Here is a 20,108-nt window from a genome sequence, read left to right on the forward strand (position 1 = left end):
ATGCGCCGGACCCGTCCTGCGGGCGGCCCCCAGGTGTATGACGTGTGATCAGTTCGGCGGTGGTGCAGCGGGGAAGGGCCGGTCAGGCGCCGGCGGTGACCCCGGCGACGGCGAGGAGGAGCACGGCGGAGCAGGCCGTCATCCGGCGGGCCGCCGCGGGGGCGGCGCCGAGGCGTTCGCCCGCGCGTCCGGCGGCGACGGCGACCGCGCCGTAGACGGCGGCGCAGGTCAGCACGTTCACGGCGCCGAGCAGTCCGACCTGCCCGCTCACCGGCAGCGCCCCCGCGGGGTCGACGAACTGCGGGACGAGGGAGAGGTAGAGCAGCAGCCCCTTGGGGTTGAGCAGCGCGGTCAGCACGCTCTGCCGGAGCACCACCCGGTCGGGCTGCGGGACGGCCCGCGGCAGCCGCCCGCCCCGGCTGCGCAGCGAGAGCAGCATCGTCACCGCGAGGACGGCGAGATAGGCGGCCCCGGCCCAGCGGAGCACGGGCAGGGCGGCGGGCACGGCGCGGAGGGCGGCGGCGAGGCCCGCGGCGGAGAGCGCCGTGTGCGCGGCGTATCCGGCGCAGACGCCGGCGACGGCGAGCAGCGCGGCCCGGCGGCCCTGGCCGAGGCCGCGGGCGGCGATGTGCAGCCAGTCCGGTCCGGGGGTGCAGACCAGCAGGAGGTCCACTCCGAGGAAGAGCAGCAGGGTGTGCGCGTGCATGGTGTCCCGTGTCGTCCGCGGCCGGTGGTGTCGGTGACCGACGGTAGCGGCGGCGGCGTGGCAGCCGATGACCGGTTCGTGCCGTCCAGCGCCCCGCAGAGGCAGAATGTTGCGCCATGGACCGCACCGACCGCAGAATCCTCCACGAGCTCCAGCAGGACGGCCGCCTCACCAACGCCGAGCTGGCCTCGCGGGTCGACCTCACCCCCTCGCCGTGCCTGCGCCGGGTGCGGCAGCTGGAGCAGGACGGCGTGATCACCGGCTACCGCGCCCTGCTCGACGGCGCCGCCGTGGGCCGCGCCTTCCAGCCGTTCGTGACGATCGTGATGCGGCACGAGGACCGGGCGACCGTCGCCGAGTTCGAGCAGCGGGTGGCCCGGCTGCCCGAGGTCGTCGAGGCGCACCGGCTCTTCGGCGACCCGGACTACCTGCTGCGCATCGCCGTCGCCGACATCGCCGCGTACGAGCGCTTCGTGACGGACGTGCTCTCCGGCCTGCCCGGGATCGCCCAGGTCAACTCGCTGATGACGATGAAGCGGGTGAAGGCCGACACCGGCCTGCCGGTCGTACCGGAACGGCTGCCCTGAGGAGCGGCGGGGCGCCGTTCGGCACCCCACCGATTGCCGCTCCCGCAGGCCCGCCGGACACTCGGAGAACCGGGAGACGACGGACGAGCGGAACGAGGTGGAGACCATGGCGGTCTGCGTGGTGTGCAAGAACGACTACTGGCTGTCCTTCGAGATCAGGACGGTCAGCGGCGACACGTACACCTTCGACAGCTTCGAGTGCGCGATGGAGAAGCTCGCCCCGCGCTGCGAGCACTGCACCGTGCGGATCGTCGGCCACGGCGTGGAGGTGGCCGGCATGTTCTTCTGCTGCGGCAGCTGCGCCCGGGCCAACGGCGGGCTCGGCGACCAGATCCGCGACGCGGTGGGCGCCCACCCGGGCAGCTGAGCCGTCCGCCCCGGAGCCGGCGCGGCGGGCCCGCGGACCCTCCTGGGATCCGGGGAGGGTCCGCGGGCCCGCCGCCGCGCCACGGGGGACGCGCCGCCGGCGGTCAGGCGGGCAGGCGGTAGCGCTGGAAGAACTGCCACATCAGGGTGTTCGCGCTGATCTCCTGGGTGGTGGTGCCGTTGCCGGGCGACGCGTTCGGACTGCCCGGCCAGGTGTGCCCGCCGTCGGAGACGGTGTACAGCACCACCTCGGCGGCGTCCCGGCAGCCCGTGAACCCGGTCCGCGACACGTGCGCCGTCACCGGCGTGACGGTCGGACCGGCGGTGCACCCGTCGAGGGCGGCCCAGCGCTGCTGCGCCACCGGCACCGAGTACCTCCACACCTCGCTGCCGCCGCCCGCGTACGGGTTGGTGGCGTCCTGCTGCCCGTGGAAGGCGACCACCGGCACCGCCCGCGCCGGGGTGCACGAGGCGGGGTCGGGCCCGGTCGGATCGACCGGATCGGGACGCCCGGCCCGCAGCCCGCCCACGGGCGCGATCGCGGCCACCCGGCCGGGCCGGGCGCAGGCGTACGCGGACAGCATCCGGCCGCCGCCCGAGTACCCGGTGCCGTAGATCCGCGAGGTGTCCGCGCACAGCGGGCCCGCCAGCGTGGCGAGGACCTGGTCGAGGAAGGCGACGTCGTCGCGCGCCCCGGCCGGCGGGCTGCCCACCCCGGGCACGTTCCACGCCCAGCCGCCGCTGCTCGCGACGGCACCGCTCGGCGCCACGACCAGGAACCGCCCGGCGTCCGCGGTGGGCTTCATCGCGGAGTAGGCGAGCTGGCCGCTGCCGGTGCCCGAGGTGCCGTGCAGGTCGACCACCAGCGGCAGGACGGCGGTCGGTGCGGCACCCGCCGGCACGTAGACGGTGACCTGGTAGGTGACACCGCCCGACACGACCGGCAGGGTCCGCTCGCCCGGGGCCGCCGTGCGCGTGCAGGCGGCGCTGCCGGGCACGTTCCACTGCTGGTTCGACTGGCCGTTGCAGGACCAGATCTGCAGCGGGGTGCCGTCGGTCGGGGACTGGCCCTTCGCGTCCAGGCACCGGCCGGTCGCCGGGTTGACCAGGGTCCGGGCGGCGGTGTCGTACGTCCACCGCTGGTGGTCGTTGCCGAGGCAGTCCCAGAGCTGCGCACGGGTGCCGTCCGCGGCCGTCCCGCCCTCGACGTCCAGGCACTTGCCGAGCGCCCGGACGGTGCCGTCGGTGCCGACCGTCCACCGCTGCGCGGTGCCGCCGTCGCAGGTGTAGAGCTGCACCTGCGTGCCGTTGGCGGTGCCCGCCGCCCGCACGTCCACGCACTTGCCGGCCAGGCCGGTGATCGGGCCGGTGCCCGCGGCGGCGGCCGGCGGGGCCGCGCCCACGGCGAGCGCGGCCGCCGCCAGTGCCGTGACCGCGAGTGCGGCCGGTCGTCTCGCCAGGGTGGTCGTGGTCATCCGGTCGGCGCTCCTCGGGTACGGGGTTCGGGCAGGCGTCTTCTGGTCGGGGTACGGGCCGCGGGGGTGCTGCGGCCCGCCGCTCCCGGCGGTCCGGAGCCCGGCGTGCGGGGTCCGGGCGCCGGGAGCGGGCGGGGCGGGTCAGGCCGGCAGGGTCCACTTCTGCCAGGCGTTGCCGTTGCAGTCCCAGATCTGCAGCTGGGTGCCGTCGGCGGTGCTGCCGCCGGGCACGTCCAGGCAGCGGCCGGACTGCGGGTTCTTCAGCTGGCCGGAGGCCTGGGCCTGCCACTGCTGGGCACCGGTGCCGTTGCAGTCCCACAGCTGGGTGCGGGTGCCGTTCGCGGTGCCCGCGGAGGTGATGTCCAGGCACTTGCCGGAGTTCGGGTTGCGGACGGTGCCGTCGGTGCCGACCGTCCAGGTCTGGGCGACGCCGGCGGCGCAGGTGTAGAGCTGCACGGCCGTGCCGTTGGCGGTGCCGGCCGCGCGGGCGTCGACGCACTTGCCGGCCAGTCCGGTGACGGGCCCGGTACGGGTGGCCGGGGTCGGCGTGCCGGTGGGCAGCGTCAGTTCGCCCTGGTTGAGGACGCGGGGCAGGAAGTACCCGGTCTGGATCTCGGCGTTGGTGTTGCTGCCCTTCAACTGCTCGGACCAGAGCATGAAGTAGGACCAGCGGGGCTGACTGTTCAGCAGGTCGGCGGTGGGGATCTTCCCCATCTCGGCGATGGCGATCGGCTTGCTGCCGGCGATGGCCTGGAGCTGCTGGTAGTCGGCGGCGCTGGGGTAGTTCTTGTACCAGGCGTCGAGCGAGACGACGTCGACGTAGGCGTCGCCCGGGTAGTAACCCGCCCATCCGCCCGCCGGGTTGTCCTGCACGTTCCAGACCCAGATCAGATTGCTCAGGCCCTTCGCCACCAGGTAGTCGTGGGTGATCCGGTAGAGCCGCGCGCCGCCGTTCACGCCGGGGCGGTTGCCCCACCAGTTCCACGACTCGTTCATCTCGTGCAGCGGGCGGAACAGCACGGGCACCCCGGCGTCCTTGAGCTGCTGGAGGTACGGGACGGCCTCGTCGAGGCGCTTCTTCCACGCGGCGTTGAGGGCCGTGCCGTCGGTGACGACCTGCGTGAACTGGTCGTTCGAGATCTGCGTCTTGACGCCGCCGTCGAACTGGCAGCTGCCACCCCCGGTCGGGGTGCAGACGTGCCAGGTCAGCGCCACCAGCGAGCCGTTGGCCCACTCGGTCTTCGCCTGGTCGACGACCCGCTGCCGGTTCGCGACGTCGGCGGCGTTGAACATCAGGTCGCCGCCCCACAGGCCCGGGTACTGGCCGGTGATGTCCTTGACCTGCTGGGTGTACTGGGCGGGAGCGCTCGCGGGCTCCTTGTTGTGCTGCCCGGACACGATCTGCGTGCCGGAGACGGACTTCAGGTACGCCAGGACGTCCTGGGTGGAGGACGCGGGGAACGCCTGGGCCGTGGACGGCTGCAGGGCCGTGGCCAGCAGCAGCCCGCCGACGGCGGTCAGGGTGGGGAGCCAGGTGCGTGCTCGTCGCATACCGGATCAGCTCTCTTCGTCGTGGGGGTTCTCGGGGCGGCCCGGCCCGGTGGCGCGCGGACCGGCCGTCGCGCCGCGGGGGTGGGGGCGCGCCTCGGTGCCGCGGTGGAGCAGCCGGGTGGCGGACCGCGGGCCGCGCCGGGGAGCGGCTCGGGGCCGGCGCGGACGGTCCGGTGTCCGGGGCTGCTGCGCCGGGGCGTGTACTGAACCGAGTAAGTGGCCAGACCCTACGGCCGTGTTGGGGTCCTGTCAACGGTGCGCGCAGACCCGCGGAAGGCCGGCGGAGCCGCCAACCCGCCCCACCTGCGGCATCGTCAACCAGCGACACCTGTACGGGAAGTGGGCCTGCCGACGAACCGCCGACAGGCCGGGCGCCGGCACCGCACCGCCGCCGCACGGCTATCATCGGTGAACCGAGAAAGCCGCCCTCGCCGCGGGCGGCCACCGCCCCGGCGTCCACGAGTTGCGAGGCCCCGTTGAAGCGACCCACCATCGCCGACGTCGCCCGCGCGGCCGGCGTCTCCAAGGGCGCCGTCTCGTACGCCCTGAACGGCCGGCCGGGCGTCTCCGAGGCGACCCGGCAGCGCATCGTCGCCGCCGCCGACACCCTGGGGTTCCGGGCCGACAGCGCCGCCCGCGCCCTGGCCGGCGCACCGTCCAGGGTCGTCGGACTGACCCTGCAGCGCCCCGCGCGGACGCTCGGCGTCGAACCGTTCTTCATGGAACTCGTCAGCGGCCTGGAAGCCGAACTGTCGCTCCACTCCTACGCCCTGCTGCTCCAGATGGTGCCCGACCACGCGCACGAGATCACCCTGCACCGGCGCTGGTGGCGCGACCGCAGCGTCGACGGCGTGCTCGTCTGCGACCTGCACGAGGACGACCCGCGGATCCCCGCGCTACGCGAACTCGGCCTCCCCGCCGTCCTCGTCGGCCCGCCCGTCGAAGGCGGCACGCCCGCGAGCATCTGGTCCGACGACGGGGTCTCGCTGCGCGAGGCCGTCGAGTACCTCGCCGCCCTCGGACACCGGCGGATCGCCCGGATCGGCGGACTCCCCGACCTCGCCCACACCGCCGTACGCACCCGGACCTTCACCGAACTCGCCCTCCGCCTGGGCCTGGAGAGCGCCCGGACGATCCCCGCCGACTACACCGGGGCGGACGGCGCCCGGGCCACCCGGGAGCTCCTCGGCACCCCGGACCGCCCCACCGCGCTCGTCTACGACAATGACATCATGGCCATCGCCGGACTCGCCGCGGCCCAGGAGATGGGACTCTCCGTGCCGGGCGACGTCTCCATCGTCGCCTGGGACGACTCCCCCGTGTGCCGGCTCGTGCACCCGCCGCTCACCGCGCTCACCCGCGACATCGCGGCGTACGGCACCCACGCCGCCCGGCTGCTGCTCGCCGCGATCGACGGCCGCCCGGCTGCCGCCCTGCACACCGAGACCGCCCACCTCACCCCGCGCGGCAGCACCGCACCGCCGCGGGATCCCGCGGTCGGCACCTGACGCGACGGCACGGGCCCGCGCGCCGCGACACGGCGCCGGGTCAGCCGCCGGCGGCCGGGCCGGGCACCGGTCCGGTGCTGGCCCGGACGGTCAGGCGGGCGGTGTGGTCGAGCACCGCGCGCGGCTCCGCGCCGTCCATGGCCTCGAACAACTGCCGTGCCGCACGGGCGCCGTAGGCGACGATGTCGCGCCGCAGCACGGTCAGCGCCGGACGCACCGCCTGGCAGAGCGGCGAGTCCTCGAAGGCCACGATGGAGAGCTCGCCGGGCACCGCCACACCCATCTCCCGGGCGACGGCCAGCCCGGCGACGGCCATCACGTCGTTGTCGTACGCGACCGCCGTCGGCCGGTCGGCCGAGCTCAGCAGCCGGCGGGTGGCCTGGGCGCCCGCGTCGCCGCTGTAGTCGGCGCCGACGACGACGGGGACGGCACCCGCCGCCCGGCAGGCCGTGCGGAACGCCTCGTCGCGGACCCTGCTGTGGAGCAGGGCGGCCGGGCCGCTCACCCGGGTGATCCGGCGGTGGCCGAGGCCGGCGAGGTGGGCGACCGCCTCGGCGACCGCGGTGGCGTCGTCGCTCCCGACGCTGCCGAGGAGGCCGCCGGGCGCGGGACCGCCGACGACCACGGCGGGCAGCCCGAGGTCGTGCAGGCCGGGCACCCGCGGGTCGTCCGGCTCCAGGTCGCACACGAGGACGCCGCCGACCCGGCGCTCCGCGTGCCAGCGGCGGTAGACGTCCATCTCCTCGGCCGCACCGGACACGAACTGCAGCGCCAGCCCCGTGTTGCGGGCCATGAGTTCGCCCTGCACCCCGCTGACGAACTCCCGGCGGAACACCTCGACGCTGTACGCGGTCGAGGAGGCGCGCCGCATCGTCATGCCGATCGCGGGCGCCGCCGCGCCGTGCATCGCGCGGGCCGCGCCGTTCGCGTCGAAGCCGATCTCCCGCGCGATGTGCAGGATCCGGTCGCGCATCACGTCCGAGACGCCGGGCCGACCGTTCAGCGCGTACGAGACCGCCACCCGTGACACGCCGGCCCGCCGGGCGATGTCCGTCATGGTCGGCTGACGCGGCATGGGGCTCCTCACGGCTGGTGAGGGCGAGCATACCGGCGGTGGGGTGCGGCGGGCGGCGGGCGGGAACGGCCCGCCCGCGCGGTCAGCGGGCCGTGGCGGGCGGGGCGGGCGGCGCCGTCCAGTCGTCGAGGGAGGCGAGGAACCCGGCGAGGTCGTCCCGGTGCACGGTGTGGCCGGTGTCCGGCACGGTGCGCACGGTGTAGCCGCGGCGGCGCAGCACCGCGGCGGCGTCCGGGCCGATCCGCAGGCTGGGCCCGGCGAGCTGGACGAGGGAGGGCCGGCCCGGCGGCGGGGGCAGGCCGGGGCAGGCGCGGAGGGCGTCGGCGGAGCGCGGGTCCCAGCGGGCGAGGGCGTCGAGTTCGTCGTCGAGGTCGGCCTCCTGCCAGCGCGGGTGCAGGGCGCGGAGCCCGGCCCGGTCGGTGTGCCGGGCGGCGCGCAGCGCGTCGAGGTCGCGGGGGAGGTCGAGCCAGGCGGGTTCGCTGTAGACCGCGCGGGCGGGGGCGAGCCGGTCCGCGGCGTGCAGGAGGACGAGCGCGCCGAGGGAGTGGCCGAGGGCGAGGTCGGCGCCGCGGGGCAGGGTGTCGACGAGGTCCCGGGCGAGTTCCTCGGGGTGGTGGCCCTGGTCGCCGGTGGCGGCCGGGGAGGCGCCGTGACCGCGCAGGTCGACGGCGATCACCCGGTGGCCGCGGGCGGCGAGGGCGGGGCCGACCCGGCGCCAGGTGCGGTGGTCGGTCATGACGCCGTGCACGAGGAGGGCGGTCCGCGGGCCGTCGCCCCAGGTGCGGGTGGCGAGCCTCACCGGCGGCCTCCGCGGTGGCCTCCGCGGGGGGCGGGCACGGTCGCCCGGAAGACCTCGGCGTGCGGCCCGGCGGCGGCGAGGACGCCGGGCAGGGCGGCTGCGGGGACGAACAGGGCCTGGCCGCGGGCGAGTTCGGCGGTGCGGCCGTGGGCGTCGGTCAGCCGGGCGACACCGCCGGTGCAGAGCAGCAGCTGGGCGCTGTCCCCGGTGACGGGCGCGGTGCAGGGCCGCTGCGGCACGGGGTGGGTCCGGTCGGTGAGGGTGATCCGGGAGAGGGCGAACTCCTCGACGGCGGCCGGGTAGTGCTGTTCGGCGGGGTGGGCGGGGTCGGTGCGGGGCCGGACGGTCGCGGGCGGTCCGGGGCGGAAGTCGACGACGCGCAGCAGCTCCGGCACGTCGACGTGCTTCGGGGTGAGGCCGCAGCGCAGCACGTTGTCGGAGTTGGCCATGATCTCGACGCCGGTGCCGCGCAGGTAGGCGTGCGGCACGCCCGCGTCCAGGTGGAGCGCCTCGCCGGGCCGGAGGTGGAGGTGGTGCAGCAGCGTCGCGGCGACCAGGCCGGGGTCGCCGGGGTGGTCGTCCCCGGCCGCGGCGTACGCGGCGCAGGCGGCGGCGTACGGTCCGCCGGCGCGGGCGGCGGTGTGCAGCGCGCGGTGCAGTGGGCCGACGACGGTCGCGGGGACGTCCGGGTCGGTGAGTGCCTCGGTGAGGACGGTGCGCAGGGCCTGTTCGGCGGGGGCGCCGCGCAGGAGGGCGGTCCAGCGGTCGAGGACGGGGAGGTGCAGGCCGGCGAGCAGCCGGGCGGTGGCGGCCGGCTCGCGGAATCCGGCGAGCGCGTCGAACGGGGTGAGGGCGCAGAGGAGTTCGGGCTTGTGATGGGGGTCGCGGTAGGTGCGGCCGGGCGCGTCGAGGGGGATGCCGGCGGCGTTCTCGGCGGCGAAGCCCTGCCGGGCGCGGGCCTCGGACGGGTGGACCTGGACGGACAGCGCCCGGTCGGCCGCCAGCACCTTGAGGAGGAAGGGCAGGTGCGCGCCGAACCGGTCGGCCGCGGCGCCGAGTTCGGCCCGGGGGTCGGCGGCGAGCACCTCGGTGAGCGGGCGGGGGCCGGTGCCGCGGTCGAGGGTGGAGGGCGCCGACGGGTGGGCGCCGATCCAGAGTTCGGCCTGGGGTTCGCCGGTGGGTGCGGTGCCGAGCAGCTCGGGGATGGCGGTGGTGGAGCCCCAGGCGTAGGTGCGGACGACGGCGGTGAGCAGGGACGGCGGCGGGGGCGGGGCGGTCACGGGGTCTCCGGGGGTTCGGCGGGCCGGTCCGCCCCGCATCCCTCACCCTCACGAGGGCGGGGCGGACCGGGTGGGGTGGCCGGGAGCCGTGCGGCTCCCGGCCGGTCGTCGGCCGCGCGTCGGGGCACGAGCGGTGCGGCCGGACGCCGGTGCGGCACGGTGCGTGGGTTCGGCGGGTCAGGGCGGTGCGTCGGCGCGGCCGGTGGAGGCGGCGCGGGCGCTGCTGCCGCGGGGCACCAGGACGGGCCGGGGGGCCGGTCCGGAGGCGGGTGTCGCACGGTCGATGACGGCGAAGAGCCGGCGGGCGGCCTCGGCGCCGAAGCCGAAGACGTCGTGGCTCATCGCGGAGAGCGTGGGGTGGGTGAGCTGGCACAGCTGGGAGTCGTCCCAGGCGATGAGGCTCAGGTCGGCGGGCACGCTCAGGCCCATCTCGGCCGCGACGGAGAGCCCGGCGACGGCCATGATGTCGTTGTCGTAGATGATCGCGGTGGGCGGGTTGGGCGAGGCGAGCAGGGTGCGGGTGGCGCGGGCGCCCTGTTCGCCGGAGTAGTCGGTGGGGACGGATCGGGCGTCGTCCAGGCCGAGTTCGCGGGTGGTGGCCTCCAGTGCGGCGGTGCGGATGGCGGTGTGGCCGAGGTGGGGGTTGCCGCCGACGCGGCAGATGCGCCGGTGGCCGAGGGCGGCGAGGTAGCGGACGGCCTCCTCGATCGCGGCGGCGTCGTCCGTCCACACGGAGGGGAAGGTGCCGGCCAGGTGCGGGTGGCCGACGGCGACGGCGGGGAGGCCGATCCGCTCCAGTGCGGGGATGCGCGGGTCGTCGTCCTGGAGGTCGACGAGGATGGAGCCGCTGATGCGGCGGCTCTGCCACCACTCCCGCTGGATGTCGATCTCGCGTTCGGTGTCGCGGACGAGGTGGAGGAGCAGGGAGCAGGACTGCTCCTCCAGGATGCTCTCGATGCCGGAGATGAACTCCATGTAGAAGGGTTCGAGGCCGAGTTGGCGGGCGGGCCGGGCGATGACCAGGCCGATGGTGTCGGTGCGGCCGCCGGTGCCGGAGAGCGCCTTGGCGGCCTGGCTGGGCTGCCAGCCGAGGTCGGCGGCCGCGGCCAGGATGCGGGCCCGGGTGGTGTCGGAGACGCCGGGCCGGTTGTTGGCGGCCAGCGAGACCGCGCCGATCGAGACTCCGGCGCGCGCCGCGACGTCCTTGATGGTGACGCGGCGCGGCGCCGGACCGCCGGGGGCGGTGGTCATGCGCGCGGCCCCCGCGCACGGGGGGTGTTGACGCAGCGGAGGGCCTCGGACAGGTCGGCCGCCGGGTCGGCGCCGGGCCAGTCCTGCACGTGCAGCACGGTGCTCTCGCCGGGCAGCAGGGTGGTCAGGCCCCGGTCGGCGCGGGCGTCCGGGTGCAGGCGGTCGGCCTGCAGGAGGAGGTCGCGCAGCAGGGTGCGGGCGGTGACGGTGACGTCGGCGCCGCTCCCGGCCGGGGTGACGGTGACGTCCATGGCGGCCTCGGGGTAGGCGAACTCGGCGTCCGTGGCGGCGAAGTGCCAGGCGCGGAGGCCGTCCGCGTCGGCCGTCCAGAGCTCCTTCGCCGGGTCGGCCGCGGCGGCGACCGGGCCGGGCACGCCGAGCAGTGCGACCGTACGGGCGGCGGCGTCGAACGCGAGCTCCACGGAGGCGAGTTCGGCACCGTCGGCGGAGCGGCGGCGGACGGTGACCGTGCCCTGCCACGCCTCCGCGCCCTGGTTGGCGACGGCGAGCACGAGCCGGCCGTCGCGCTGCTGGAAGGTCAGCAGCCGGTCGGCGTAGAGGCGGCGCAGCTCGTGGTAGAGCGGCTTGGGGCGGGCGTCGCCGTCGATGGCGGCCCAGGAGGTGACGGGCCAGCAGTCGTTGAGCTGCCAGAGGATCGTGCCGGCGCAGCGCGGCCAGTGGGAGCGCCAGTGCTCGACGCCGGTGGCGATGGCGCGGGCCTGGTTCACCTGGGTGAGGTAGTGCCACTCGTCGAAGTCGGCGGGGGCGGTGAAGTGGTGGGCGAGGCCGCGGTCGAGCTTGCCGTTGCCGTCCTCGGCCTTCTGGTGGTGGAGCATGCCGGGTGAGTCCGCGGCGAGGGTCTCGCCGGGCAGCGAGCGGCGCAGGGTGGCGTGGGTGGGCGGCGCCTGCCAGCCGAACTCGGCGACGAAGCGGGGCACGGTCGTCAGGTAGTCGCCGTGGTCGCGGCGGTTCCACACCTCCCAGGAGTGCGTGGTGCCGTGGTCGGGGTGGTTGGGGGTGTGGTCCCAGGAGCCCGACCAGGGGCTGCCGGCCCAGTAGGGGCGGGTGGGGTCGGTCTGCGCGACGATGCGGGGCAGCAGGCCGAGGTAGTAGCCCTCGCCCCAGGAGTCGCCGTCGAGGGCGGGCTCCCAGTCCCATTCGGCGAAGCCCCAGAGGTTCTCGTTGTTGCCGTTCCACAGCACGAGGGAGGGGTGCGGCATGAGGCGGGCGACGTTCTCGCGCGCCTCGGCCTCGACCTCGGAGCGCAGCGGCTGCTCCTCGGGGTAGGCGGCGCAGGCGAAGAGGAAGTCCTGCCAGACCAGCAGGCCGAGTTCGTCGCAGGCGTCGTAGAAGGCGTGGTCCTCGTAGATGCCGCCGCCCCAGACCCGGACGAGGTCGATGTTGGCGTCGGCGGCCTGCTGGAGGCGCTCGCGGTAGCGGGCGGGGGTGACGCGCACGGGCAGGGCGTCGTCGGGGATCCAGTTGACGCCGCGGGCGAAGATCCGGGTGCCGTTGACGACGAGGGTGAAGCCGGTGCCGAACTCGTCCTCGCTGGTGTCGAGTTCGACGGTACGGAAGCCGGTCCGCCGGTGCCAGGTGTCGAGTTCGGTGCCGTCCTCGGTGGCGAGGTCGAGGTGCAGGTCGTACAGCGGCTGGTCGCCGTAGCCGCGCGGCCACCACAGGGCGGCGTCGGGGACGTCCAGGGTGAGGACGGCGGTGTCCTGCCCGGCGGGGATCGCGGCGGTGAGCCGGTGGTCGCCGATGCGGGCGGTGGCGGTGAGGGCGCGCTGCGCGCCGGTGGCGGTGCGCTCCAGGTCGAGGTGGAGTTCGACCCGGCCGGTGGTGCCGTCGACGGTGGTGTGGGGGCGGACCCGGGCGATGCGGGCGGTGGACCACTGCTCGATGCGGGCCTGGCGCCAGATGCCGGCGGTGACGAGGGTCGGGCCCCAGTCCCAGCCGAAGCTGGAGGCCATCTTGCGGATGTAGTTGGTCGGCTCCGGGTACGAGTTGGGCCGCTCCCCCAGCCGGGCGCGGACGGCCTCGGCCTCGGTGTAGGCGGAGGTGAGGCGCACGGTCAGCGGGGCGTCGCCGGTGAGCAGGGCGGTGGCGTCGAAGCGGTAGCTGCGGTGCATGTTGCGGGTGGTGCCGAGGCTGCTGCCGCCGAGCACGACCTCGGCGACGGTGTCGAGGCCGTCGAAGACGAGGTCGGCCCGTTCGAAGGAGGTGTCGCGGGCGGGCGGCACCGTCTCGTAGGCCCAGTCGGCGCGGCCGATCCAGGCGACCTCGTGCTCGTTCAGGCCGAGGTACGGGTCGGGGATCAGGTCGGCGGCGAGCAGGTCGGTGTGCACGCAGCCGGGGACCTGGGCGGGTACGGCGTCCGTCAGCAGGGCGGTCGGCGCCTGGTCGGGGGTGTGCCGGGCGGTGTCCAGACGCAGCGTCCAGCCGTCGGTGATCGGCGTGCGGACTGTCATGCGTGCTCCTTGTGGTGCGGTGGGGCCGGTGGGCCCGCGAGACGGTGTGGCGGCGAGGGCGGCGGGCGGGCGGGCGGGTCGCTACTTGGTGGACCCGGCGGCGAAGCCGTTGTAGATGAAGCGCTGGAGTGCCAGGAAGACCACCAGGGTGGGGATGATCACGAGGATGCTGCCGGCCGAGATGACCTCCCAGTGGGCGCCGAAGGGGCCCTTGAACCGGAACAGCGAGGTCGAGATGGTGCCGAGGTCGCTGGAGGGCATGTAGAGGAACGGCACGTAGAAGTCGTTGTAGACGGCGATGCCCTTGATGATGACGACCGTGGCGACGGCCGGCTTGAGCATCGGCAGGATGATGCGCCGGTAGATGGTGAAGGAGTTGGCGCCGTCGAGGCGGGCCGCCTCGTCGAGGGAGATCGGGATGGAGCGGATGAACTGCAGGAAGATGTAGATCGAGACGATGTCGGTGCCGAGGTAGAGCAGGATCGGCGCCCAGCGGGTGTTGAACGCCCCGAGGTCGTTGACGACCTGGAAGGTGGCGACCTGCGTGGTGACGCTCGGCACCAGGGTCGCGACGAGGAAGAGCGCGAGCACGAGCTTCTTCAGCCGGAACTCGAAGCGGTCGAGGGCGTAGGCGGCCATCGAGCCGATCAGCACGGTGCCGGCGGTCGAGACGACCAGGATGAACGCGGTGTTGGCGAACGCCGGCAGCATCCGGCCCTGGTCGAAGGCGGTGCCGTAGTTGGCGAAGTTGAGCAGGTCGTGCGGCAGCGACAGCGGGCCGGTGGTGGCGACCTCGCGTTCGGTCTTGAGGCTCGTCAGCACGACGACGAGCATCGGGATCAGGACGACGCCGCAGGCCGCCACCAGCGAGAGGTACTTGAGCCCGGTGGCGAGGGCTGAGCGGGGGCCGGGACGGGCCTTCCGTACGGGGGCGGCGGCGGGCGCGGGCCGGGCGGCCGTGGGACCGGTGGTGGTGGTCACGAGAGTTCCACCCTCTCGTCGGGCGCCAGCCGGCGCTGCAGCCAGGTGACGAGCAGGATGATGACGAGCAGGACGACGGCGGCCGCGGAGGCCAGGCCGACCTTGTCGAACTGGAACGCGAGCTTGACGGTCTGGATGACGAAGGTCTGCGTGTTGTTCGAGCCGCCGGTCATGATGTACGGGATCTCGAAGACCGACAGCGCGCCGGAGACCGCCAGGATGGCGCTGAGGCTGATGATCGGCTTGATGCCCGGCGCGATGATGTGGCGGAACTGCTGCCACCGGTTGGCCCCGTCGAGCGCCGCGGCCTCGTAGAGGTGCGCCGGGATCGACTGGATCGCGCCGAGGAAGAGCACCATGTTGAGGCCCGTGAACCGCCACACGGACACGCCGGCCAGCGAGGTGTTCGAGAGGTCCGGGTCGCCGAGCCAGAAGTGCTGCCCGTGCACGCCGACCGCGCCGAGCAGCGAGTCGAGGGTGCCGCCGGGCTGGAAGAAGTACAGGAAGACGAAGCCGATGGCGACGCCGTTGATCAGGTAGGGGAAGAACAGGATGCCCTTGAAGAGGTTGCGCGCCCGCGTGTCGAAGCTCAGCACGGTCGCGAGGTACAGCGCCAGGGCGATCTGCAGGAACGCGCCGACGAGGTAGAACCCGCTGACGAAGAACACCCGGAAGAGCTGCGGCCGGGTGAAGAGGTCGACGTAGTTCTTCGCGCCGACGAACGCGCTGGTCGGGCTGACGCCGTCCCAGTCCGTGAAGCTGTAGCCCACCAGGTCGGCGATCGGCAGGTAGGTGAAGGCCACCAGGAAGGCGAGCGGCGCCAGCAGGTAGAGCCAGGGCGTGATCCGCCAGGAGGTGCGGGTGCGCCGCCCGGTGCGGCGGGCCTTCGGGGGGCGGGGTGCCGGTGGGGCGGGGGCCCGGGTGCGGGTCTTGGTCGTCATGTCGTGTACCTCGTCGGAGCGTCGGCCGGGGATCCGGGCCGGGTGGCTGGTCGGCCGGGGATCCGGGACGCGACGGCGGGGTCCGTCCGCCGCGTACCGGTTCCTCCCGTGGGCCCTTCGGTCAGCCGCCGATGGTCTGCTGGGCCTCGGACCACTTCTTGTTCAGGTCCTTGAAGAAGCTCTCGGCGCCGCCGCCGGCGCTGCCGCGGGCCACGTCCACCAGGCGCTGTCGGTAGTCCTGGGCGGTGATGCCGATCTCGGACGCCTTGTCGATCTTGTTGACCTCGGCGGTCCTCTCCTGCGCCTCGGGGATGAACCGGACGCTCTTCTCCTTGAACGGCTGCAGCGTGGCGGGCAGTTCGGTGCCCTTCACCGCGGAGATCGAGCCCTCGGCGGCCGCGCTGCCGGACTTCGTGAGGAACCAGTCGATCCAGGCCCGCGCGGCCTCCTTGTGCTTCGAGTGCACGTTGACCGCGTACTGGTAGTCCGGGCGCAGCACCGAGCAGAAGTGGCCGTCCACCTGGGCCGGGAACGGCATGAAGCCGATGTTCGCCGGGTCCTGGCCGGCCGCCTTCGCCGCGGCCTGCATCTGGGAGATCGCCCAGGAGCCGAGCCACATCGAGCCGACCTTGCCGGAGCCGATGAGGGTCTTGGACTGCTCCCAGTTGCTGGTCGTCGGGTCGGCCTCGGTCAGCTTCTCGTGGACGACGTCGAAGAGCAGCTTGTCGATGGCGTACATGTCCTTGCCCGCGGCCCAGGGCTCGGCGGTGGTGGCCAGGGCGTCGTGGGCCTTGAAGTCGCAGCTGGGCGAGCCGAGGGCGTTCGTCCAGTTGGTCAGCGGCCAGCCGTCCTTGTAGTTCGTGTAGTACGGCGTCGCACCTGTCCTGGCCTTGACCGCCTTGAGGTCCTCGACGAACTGCGCCGGGGTGGTGGGCCATTCGGTGATGCCGGCCTGCGCCCACACCGCCTTGTTGTAGACGAAGCCGTTGGCGACACCGATGTTGGCGAGGCCGTAGACCTTGTCGGAGACGGTGGCGTGGTCGGTGTAGTCGAACTTCTCCGACAGCTCGGAGGAGTTGCCGAGCGGCGCGAAGAAGGTCGGGTACTGGCTCACGGAGAGGGAGTTGGGGATCAGCAGGACGTCACCGTAGTTCTCGGTGTTCATCCGGATCTTGGTCTCGCCCTCGTAGTCGGTGAGACCCTCGAACTTCACCGTCACGCCGGGGTAGACCTTGGCGAACTCCGCCGCGTACTTCTTCAGCGTGCCGTCGGAGATCTGGTCGGTCCGGTTGGTCAGGACGGTGATCTCACCGGTGACCCCGGCCGGGTCGCCGGGCGCGGTCGCCTCGGCCGATCCGCCGCTCCCGCTGCTGCTGCAGGCGGTGAGAACCGTCATCGTGGCGGCTGCGACGGCCATCCATCCTCTTCGCATACCCGCTCGCTCCTTTGCGCTGGTGTGACTCGTGGGGGTCGATCACAGTGAGGGCCCGCAGCGGGCCGCAGAGGAGGCCCGGGGCTGATGGACGCTTAACGTAGACGTCACATCAGCGCCATGTCCATAGAACGTTCAAGGCTTTCTTCCAGGCGGTTTGATAACGAAACCGGCCTTACGAACTAAAATTTACTAAAACTAATGCTCGCGGCCACGGGGTTTAGTCGGCGCACGCCGTGGAGCTGGACAACGTTGTCTTGTCAGTCCAGACTCGTCCCGGGCGGTCCGGTGACCCACCGGACCGCCGCACCACGCCCCGACGCACCGGCCGGAGACCCACCATGAGCAAGCAGCGGACCGAACTCCACCGGCCCGGGCCCGCCGCGGCACGTCCGCTCTACGCGGCCCTGGACATCGGCGGCACGAAGATCGCCGGCGGCCTCGTCGACGCCGAGGGCGCGCTCCTCGCGCAGGTGCAGCGCCCCACACCCGCCCGCGAGGCCGCCGACGTGGTGGCGCGGGCCCTCGACGAGGTGCTCACCGAACTCGCCGAGCACCCGTCCTGGCCCGAGGCGGTCGCCCTGGGCGTCGGCAGCGCGGGCCCCGTCGACGTCCGGGCCGGCCGGGTCAGCCCGGTCAACATCCCCGCCTGGCGCGGATTCCCCGTCCTCGACCACGTCGCCGCCCACCCCGCCGCCCGCGGCCTGCCCGCCGTCCTCGGCGGCGACGCCGTCGCCATGACCGCCGGCGAACACTGGCGGGGCGCCGCCCGCGGGCACCGCAACGCCCTCTGCATCGTCGTCTCCACCGGCGTCGGCGGCGGACTCGTCCTGGACGGCGCCGTGCACGCCGGCCCCACCGGCAACGCCGGCCACCTCGGCCACATCACCGTCGACCTCGACGGCGACCCCTGCCCCTGCGGCTCGCGCGGCTGCCTCGAACTGCTCGCCAGCGGCACCGCCATCGCCCGTCACGCCCACGACCACGGCTGGCGGCCCACCGGCCCCGACGCCTCCGCCGCGGCCGTCGCCGCCTCGGCCGCCGCCGGGGACCCCGTCGCGATCGGCGCCTTCGACCGGGCCGCCCAGGCCCTCGCCGCCGGCATCGCCGCCACCGCCACCCTGGTCGAACTCGACACGGTCGTCGTCGGCGGCGGCGTCGCGGGCGCCGGCGAGCTCTTCTTCGCACCCCTGCGGCGCCACCTCGCCACCTACGCCGCGCTGCCCTTCACCGCGGGCCTCACCGTCACCCCCGCGCTGCTCGGCACCGACGCCGGACTGGTCGGCGCCGCCGCCCTCGCCATCGCCGCCGCCAGACCGGACGCGCGTGCGGAGGCACGGCCGGACGCGGGGACCGGCGCGCGGACGGCCGGGCCGTCCGCGGCGGGCGCGCTCAGCCGGTGAAGCGCAGCGACCGCACCCGGTGGTCGAAGCTGGACGGGATCAGCACCGGCTCGCCCACCGACCGCACCTCCGGCAGCCGGGCGAAGAGCTCGCGGTAGAGCACCTTCATCTCCTGCCGGGCGAGGTAGGCGCCGAGGCAGAAGTGCGGGCCGCCGCCGCCGAACCCCAGGTGCGGGTTGGGCGAGCGGGTGATGTCGAAGGCCTCCGGGTCGGCGAACACCGCCTCGTCGCGGTTGGCCGCGCCGAAGAACAGCACCACCTTCTCCCCCTGCACCAGACGGGTGCCGTGCAGGTCGTGGTCGGCGGCGACCGTACGGCGGAACTGCACGATCGGCGTGGACCAGCGGACGATCTCCTCCACCGCGCCGCCGACCCGCGGCTCGAAGTCGTCCAGCAGCAGGGCGCGCTGCTCCGGGTGCGCGGTCAGCAGGTGCAGGCCGTGCGCGAGCGCGTTACGGGTCGTCTCCACCCCGGCGACCAGCAGCAGCGAGAAGAAGGCGCCCAGCTCGCGGGAGTTGAGGTGCCTGCCGTCGACGTCCGCGGTGACCAGCGCCGAGATCAGGTCGTCGGCAGGACGCCGGCGGCGCTCCCGGCCGAGCGCCGCGATGACGAGCTGCATCCGGCCCAGCGCCCGCAGCCCCCGGCCCGGCACCCGCAGTCGGCTGCGCGCCACGCCGGTGTGCTCGGACGCGTGGTTGACCAGCGCGAGGATCTGCCGGCGCTGCCGCTCCGGGATGCCCATCATGTTGCAGATCACCTGGTACGGCAGCTCCGCGGCGACCGCCGACACGAAGTCGTCCGGCCGCCGCTCGATCACGTCGTCGACGACCCGCGCGGCGACCCGCCGGATGTCGTCCTCCACCCGGGAGATCAGCCGCGGGGTGAAGGCCCGCGAGACGATCCGCCGCAGGTCCGCGTGCTGCGGGTCGTCGAGGTTGACCATCGAGTCGCCGAACAGCGCCCGCACCCAGCTCGCCGGTTCGGGCGTGGTGACGCCCGGACCGCTGACGAACACCTCGGGGGTACGGCTCGCGGCCACCACGTCGGCATGCCGGACGAGCGCCAGGAAGGACCGCCCCGACGCCCGGTCGGTGAAGCGCACCGGGCCCTCCAGTCGGCGGAGCTCGGCGAACGCCGCCGCCCGCTCCCGGTCGGGGAGCCGCCAGAAGCCTGGATCCGCAAGATCGATCCCGGCCGGGGCCGGCGGGGTCGCGGTCACTCGGGTGCGTGCCGGTGCGCTCATGCGGCTTTTATCCGCCAGACGGTAGCGGAAAGTCAAATCGCTGTCACACTGCGTGGCTTCGACCGTGTCACTTGCTGAAGTCGATGCTCCGCCCGGCGCGGCCGTCGCGCTCCGGTCCGCGCCCGTCGCGCCCGCCGTACCCACCGTGAGCGCCGTCCGGCCCGGCGCCCGGGTCCTCGCCGGCCGCGCCCTGCCCGTCGGCGTCCTGCCCGTCGGCGCCGTCCGCCTCGGCGCCGTCCACCGGAACGAGGTCGCGGGCGAGCAGGGTGGCACCGGCCACCGCGCCCGGCATCGCCAGCACGGTCAGGAACGGCACCAGGAAGAGCAGCACCAGCGGCGCGCCGAAGCCCACCGTCAGCCCCAGCCGCGACCTCAGCAGCCGCAGCCGATCGCGCTGCGGGATGCCGCGGCGCTGCAGGGCCACCGCCGCCAGCTCCACCGTCAGGAAGTAGCCGGAGGCCAGCACGCCGAGCACCGGCACCACCGTCTGCCCCACCACCGGCAGGAAGCCGCCCGCGAACAGCAGCACGCCGATCGCCACCACCCGCAGCAGCACCGACAGGCTGTCGCGGGCCGACACCAGCAGCTCCCGCCAGAGCGGCACGTCCGGCTTGGCCGGGGCGCCGCCCTCGGTCTCGTCGACCTTCTCGCAGAGCGACTCGTAGAACGGCTGCCCGACCAGGAGCGTCACCGCGGTGAAGGTCACCACCGACAGCAGGCCGCCGACCACCACCGCGGCGGCCGCCAGCGCCCCGCGCAGCAGGCCCTGCCACGGCGAGGTCCAGTCGTCGGCGAACGGCGTCGCCCAGTCCGCGAGGTCGCCGGACCAGACCACGAGCGCGACCATCGCCGCCACGTACCCCACCAGGGCGATCAGCGCCGGGATCATCCCGAACCCCCACCACCGGGCATGCCGGGCCACCCACCGCTGGCCCTTGAAGAGATAGCCGATCCCCGCCGCAACGTCTCGCATGGGAAAAGCCTACGGGCCGGTCCGGCCGGACCGCCGGGGGCCTCGGCGGAACCGGAACGGTCGGTA

Annotated in this window: 17 protein-coding genes; 4 read left to right on the plus strand and 13 right to left on the minus strand. The window is 74.3% G+C overall.

The genetic code is table 11. The features are described from left to right. Positions 1 to 82 precede the first annotated feature (82 nt). Complete coding sequence (locus OG335_RS10585; protein ID WP_405010813.1) at positions 83 to 706, minus strand: LysE family translocator; 624 nt, start codon at positions 704 to 706, stop codon at positions 83 to 85. Between the two features lie 116 nt (positions 707 to 822). On the opposite strand from OG335_RS10585, the gene OG335_RS10590 reads away from it, so the two are divergent. Both OG335_RS10590 and OG335_RS10595 read left to right on the plus strand, forming a co-directional pair. Then, positions 823 to 1,293, plus strand: coding sequence for an Lrp/AsnC family transcriptional regulator (locus OG335_RS10590; protein WP_405010814.1), 471 nt, complete (start codon positions 823 to 825; stop codon positions 1,291 to 1,293). A 106-nt stretch (positions 1,294 to 1,399) separates the two neighbouring features. Further along, the gene (locus tag OG335_RS10595; protein ID WP_405010815.1) at positions 1,400 to 1,660 is read left to right on the plus strand and encodes a Prokaryotic metallothionein; all 261 of its coding nucleotides are present in this window, start codon (positions 1,400 to 1,402) and stop codon (positions 1,658 to 1,660) included. A 103-nt stretch (positions 1,661 to 1,763) separates the two neighbouring features. On the opposite strand, the gene OG335_RS10600 is transcribed toward OG335_RS10595, so the two are convergent. Both OG335_RS10600 and OG335_RS10605 read right to left on the minus strand, forming a co-directional pair. After that, positions 1,764 to 3,134, minus strand: coding sequence for a ricin-type beta-trefoil lectin domain protein (locus tag OG335_RS10600; RefSeq protein ID WP_405010816.1), 1,371 nt, complete (start codon positions 3,132 to 3,134; stop codon positions 1,764 to 1,766). A gap of 141 nt (positions 3,135 to 3,275) precedes the next feature. Next, a complete protein-coding gene (locus tag OG335_RS10605; protein ID WP_405010817.1) occupies positions 3,276 to 4,685 on the minus strand; it encodes a glycosyl hydrolase in 1,410 nt (469 codons plus the stop codon). A gap of 476 nt (positions 4,686 to 5,161) precedes the next feature. Here OG335_RS10605 and OG335_RS10610 point away from each other — a divergent pair, with 476 nt between their 5' ends. Further along, on the plus strand, positions 5,162 to 6,193 hold the full coding sequence (locus OG335_RS10610) for a LacI family DNA-binding transcriptional regulator (RefSeq protein WP_405010818.1): 1,032 nt from the start codon (positions 5,162 to 5,164) through the stop codon (positions 6,191 to 6,193). A gap of 40 nt (positions 6,194 to 6,233) precedes the next feature. On the opposite strand, the gene OG335_RS10615 is transcribed toward OG335_RS10610, so the two are convergent. The 8 genes from OG335_RS10615 to OG335_RS10650 form a co-directional block, all read right to left on the minus strand. Further along, complete coding sequence (locus OG335_RS10615) at positions 6,234 to 7,268, minus strand: LacI family DNA-binding transcriptional regulator (protein WP_405010819.1); 1,035 nt, start codon at positions 7,266 to 7,268, stop codon at positions 6,234 to 6,236. Between the two features lie 82 nt (positions 7,269 to 7,350). Beyond that, positions 7,351 to 8,067, minus strand: coding sequence for an alpha/beta fold hydrolase (locus OG335_RS10620; RefSeq protein ID WP_405010820.1), 717 nt, complete (start codon positions 8,065 to 8,067; stop codon positions 7,351 to 7,353). Further along, positions 8,064 to 9,347: a mannose-6-phosphate isomerase, class I gene (gene manA / locus OG335_RS10625; RefSeq protein WP_405010821.1), complete on the minus strand. Its 1,284-nt coding sequence runs from the start codon at positions 9,345 to 9,347 to the stop codon at positions 8,064 to 8,066. Before manA ends, OG335_RS10620 begins: the two co-directional genes overlap by 4 nt. Positions 9,348 to 9,524: 177 nt before the next feature. After that, on the minus strand, positions 9,525 to 10,598 hold the full coding sequence (locus tag OG335_RS10630) for a LacI family DNA-binding transcriptional regulator (RefSeq protein ID WP_405010822.1): 1,074 nt from the start codon (positions 10,596 to 10,598) through the stop codon (positions 9,525 to 9,527). Continuing rightward, a complete protein-coding gene (locus OG335_RS10635; RefSeq protein WP_405010823.1) occupies positions 10,595 to 13,069 on the minus strand; it encodes a glycoside hydrolase family 2 protein in 2,475 nt (824 codons plus the stop codon). Before OG335_RS10635 ends, OG335_RS10630 begins: the two co-directional genes overlap by 4 nt. An 81-nt stretch (positions 13,070 to 13,150) precedes the next feature. Further along, on the minus strand, positions 13,151 to 14,050 hold the full coding sequence (locus tag OG335_RS10640; protein WP_405010824.1) for a carbohydrate ABC transporter permease: 900 nt from the start codon (positions 14,048 to 14,050) through the stop codon (positions 13,151 to 13,153). After that, positions 14,047 to 14,991 carry a carbohydrate ABC transporter permease gene (locus tag OG335_RS10645; protein WP_405010825.1) on the minus strand — a complete coding sequence of 315 codons (945 nt, stop codon included), beginning with the start codon at positions 14,989 to 14,991 and terminating at the stop codon, positions 14,047 to 14,049. The genes OG335_RS10640 and OG335_RS10645 overlap by 4 nt, the downstream gene beginning before the upstream one ends. Positions 14,992 to 15,112: 121 nt before the next feature. Then, entirely contained in the window at positions 15,113 to 16,423 is a 1,311-nt protein-coding gene (locus OG335_RS10650; RefSeq protein WP_405010826.1) for an ABC transporter substrate-binding protein, read from the minus strand. A 341-nt stretch (positions 16,424 to 16,764) separates the two neighbouring features. Here OG335_RS10650 and OG335_RS10655 point away from each other — a divergent pair, with 341 nt between their 5' ends. Continuing rightward, entirely contained in the window at positions 16,765 to 17,826 is a 1,062-nt protein-coding gene (locus tag OG335_RS10655) for an ROK family protein (RefSeq protein WP_405010827.1), read from the plus strand. Here the strand turns inward: OG335_RS10655 and OG335_RS10660 are convergent. Next, on the minus strand, positions 17,816 to 19,069 hold the full coding sequence (locus tag OG335_RS10660) for a cytochrome P450 (protein WP_405010828.1): 1,254 nt from the start codon (positions 19,067 to 19,069) through the stop codon (positions 17,816 to 17,818). The genes OG335_RS10655 and OG335_RS10660 overlap by 11 nt on opposite strands. A 67-nt stretch (positions 19,070 to 19,136) precedes the next feature. Then, positions 19,137 to 20,042: an EI24 domain-containing protein gene (locus tag OG335_RS10665; protein ID WP_405010829.1), complete on the minus strand. Its 906-nt coding sequence runs from the start codon at positions 20,040 to 20,042 to the stop codon at positions 19,137 to 19,139. Between the last annotated feature and the right edge of the window lie 66 nt (positions 20,043 to 20,108).

Source organism: Kitasatospora sp. NBC_01539 (assembly GCF_045040525.1).
GTDB lineage: Bacteria > Actinomycetota > Actinomycetes > Streptomycetales > Streptomycetaceae > Kitasatospora.

Excerpts from the sequence above, each read along its gene's own strand:
- OG335_RS10660 (WP_405010828.1), bottom strand. The coding sequence starts at position 19,069 with ATGAGCGCACCGGCACGCACCCGAGTGACCGCGACCCCGCCGGCCCCG.
- OG335_RS10595 (WP_405010815.1), top strand. The coding sequence starts at position 1,400 with ATGGCGGTCTGCGTGGTGTGCAAGAACGACTACTGGCTGTCCTTCGAG.
- OG335_RS10655 (WP_405010827.1), top strand. The coding sequence starts at position 16,765 with ATGAGCAAGCAGCGGACCGAACTCCACCGGCCCGGGCCCGCCGCGGCA.
- OG335_RS10615 (WP_405010819.1), bottom strand. The coding sequence starts at position 7,268 with ATGCCGCGTCAGCCGACCATGACGGACATCGCCCGGCGGGCCGGCGTG.
- OG335_RS10635 (WP_405010823.1), bottom strand. The coding sequence starts at position 13,069 with ATGACAGTCCGCACGCCGATCACCGACGGCTGGACGCTGCGTCTGGAC.
- OG335_RS10600 (WP_405010816.1), bottom strand. The coding sequence starts at position 3,134 with ATGACCACGACCACCCTGGCGAGACGACCGGCCGCACTCGCGGTCACG.
- OG335_RS10630 (WP_405010822.1), bottom strand. The coding sequence starts at position 10,598 with ATGACCACCGCCCCCGGCGGTCCGGCGCCGCGCCGCGTCACCATCAAG.
- OG335_RS10665 (WP_405010829.1), bottom strand. The coding sequence starts at position 20,042 with ATGCGAGACGTTGCGGCGGGGATCGGCTATCTCTTCAAGGGCCAGCGG.
- OG335_RS10605 (WP_405010817.1), bottom strand. The coding sequence starts at position 4,685 with ATGCGACGAGCACGCACCTGGCTCCCCACCCTGACCGCCGTCGGCGGG.
- OG335_RS10650 (WP_405010826.1), bottom strand. The coding sequence starts at position 16,423 with ATGCGAAGAGGATGGATGGCCGTCGCAGCCGCCACGATGACGGTTCTC.
- OG335_RS10645 (WP_405010825.1), bottom strand. The coding sequence starts at position 14,991 with ATGACGACCAAGACCCGCACCCGGGCCCCCGCCCCACCGGCACCCCGC.
- OG335_RS10590 (WP_405010814.1), top strand. The coding sequence starts at position 823 with ATGGACCGCACCGACCGCAGAATCCTCCACGAGCTCCAGCAGGACGGC.
- OG335_RS10585 (WP_405010813.1), bottom strand. The coding sequence starts at position 706 with ATGCACGCGCACACCCTGCTGCTCTTCCTCGGAGTGGACCTCCTGCTG.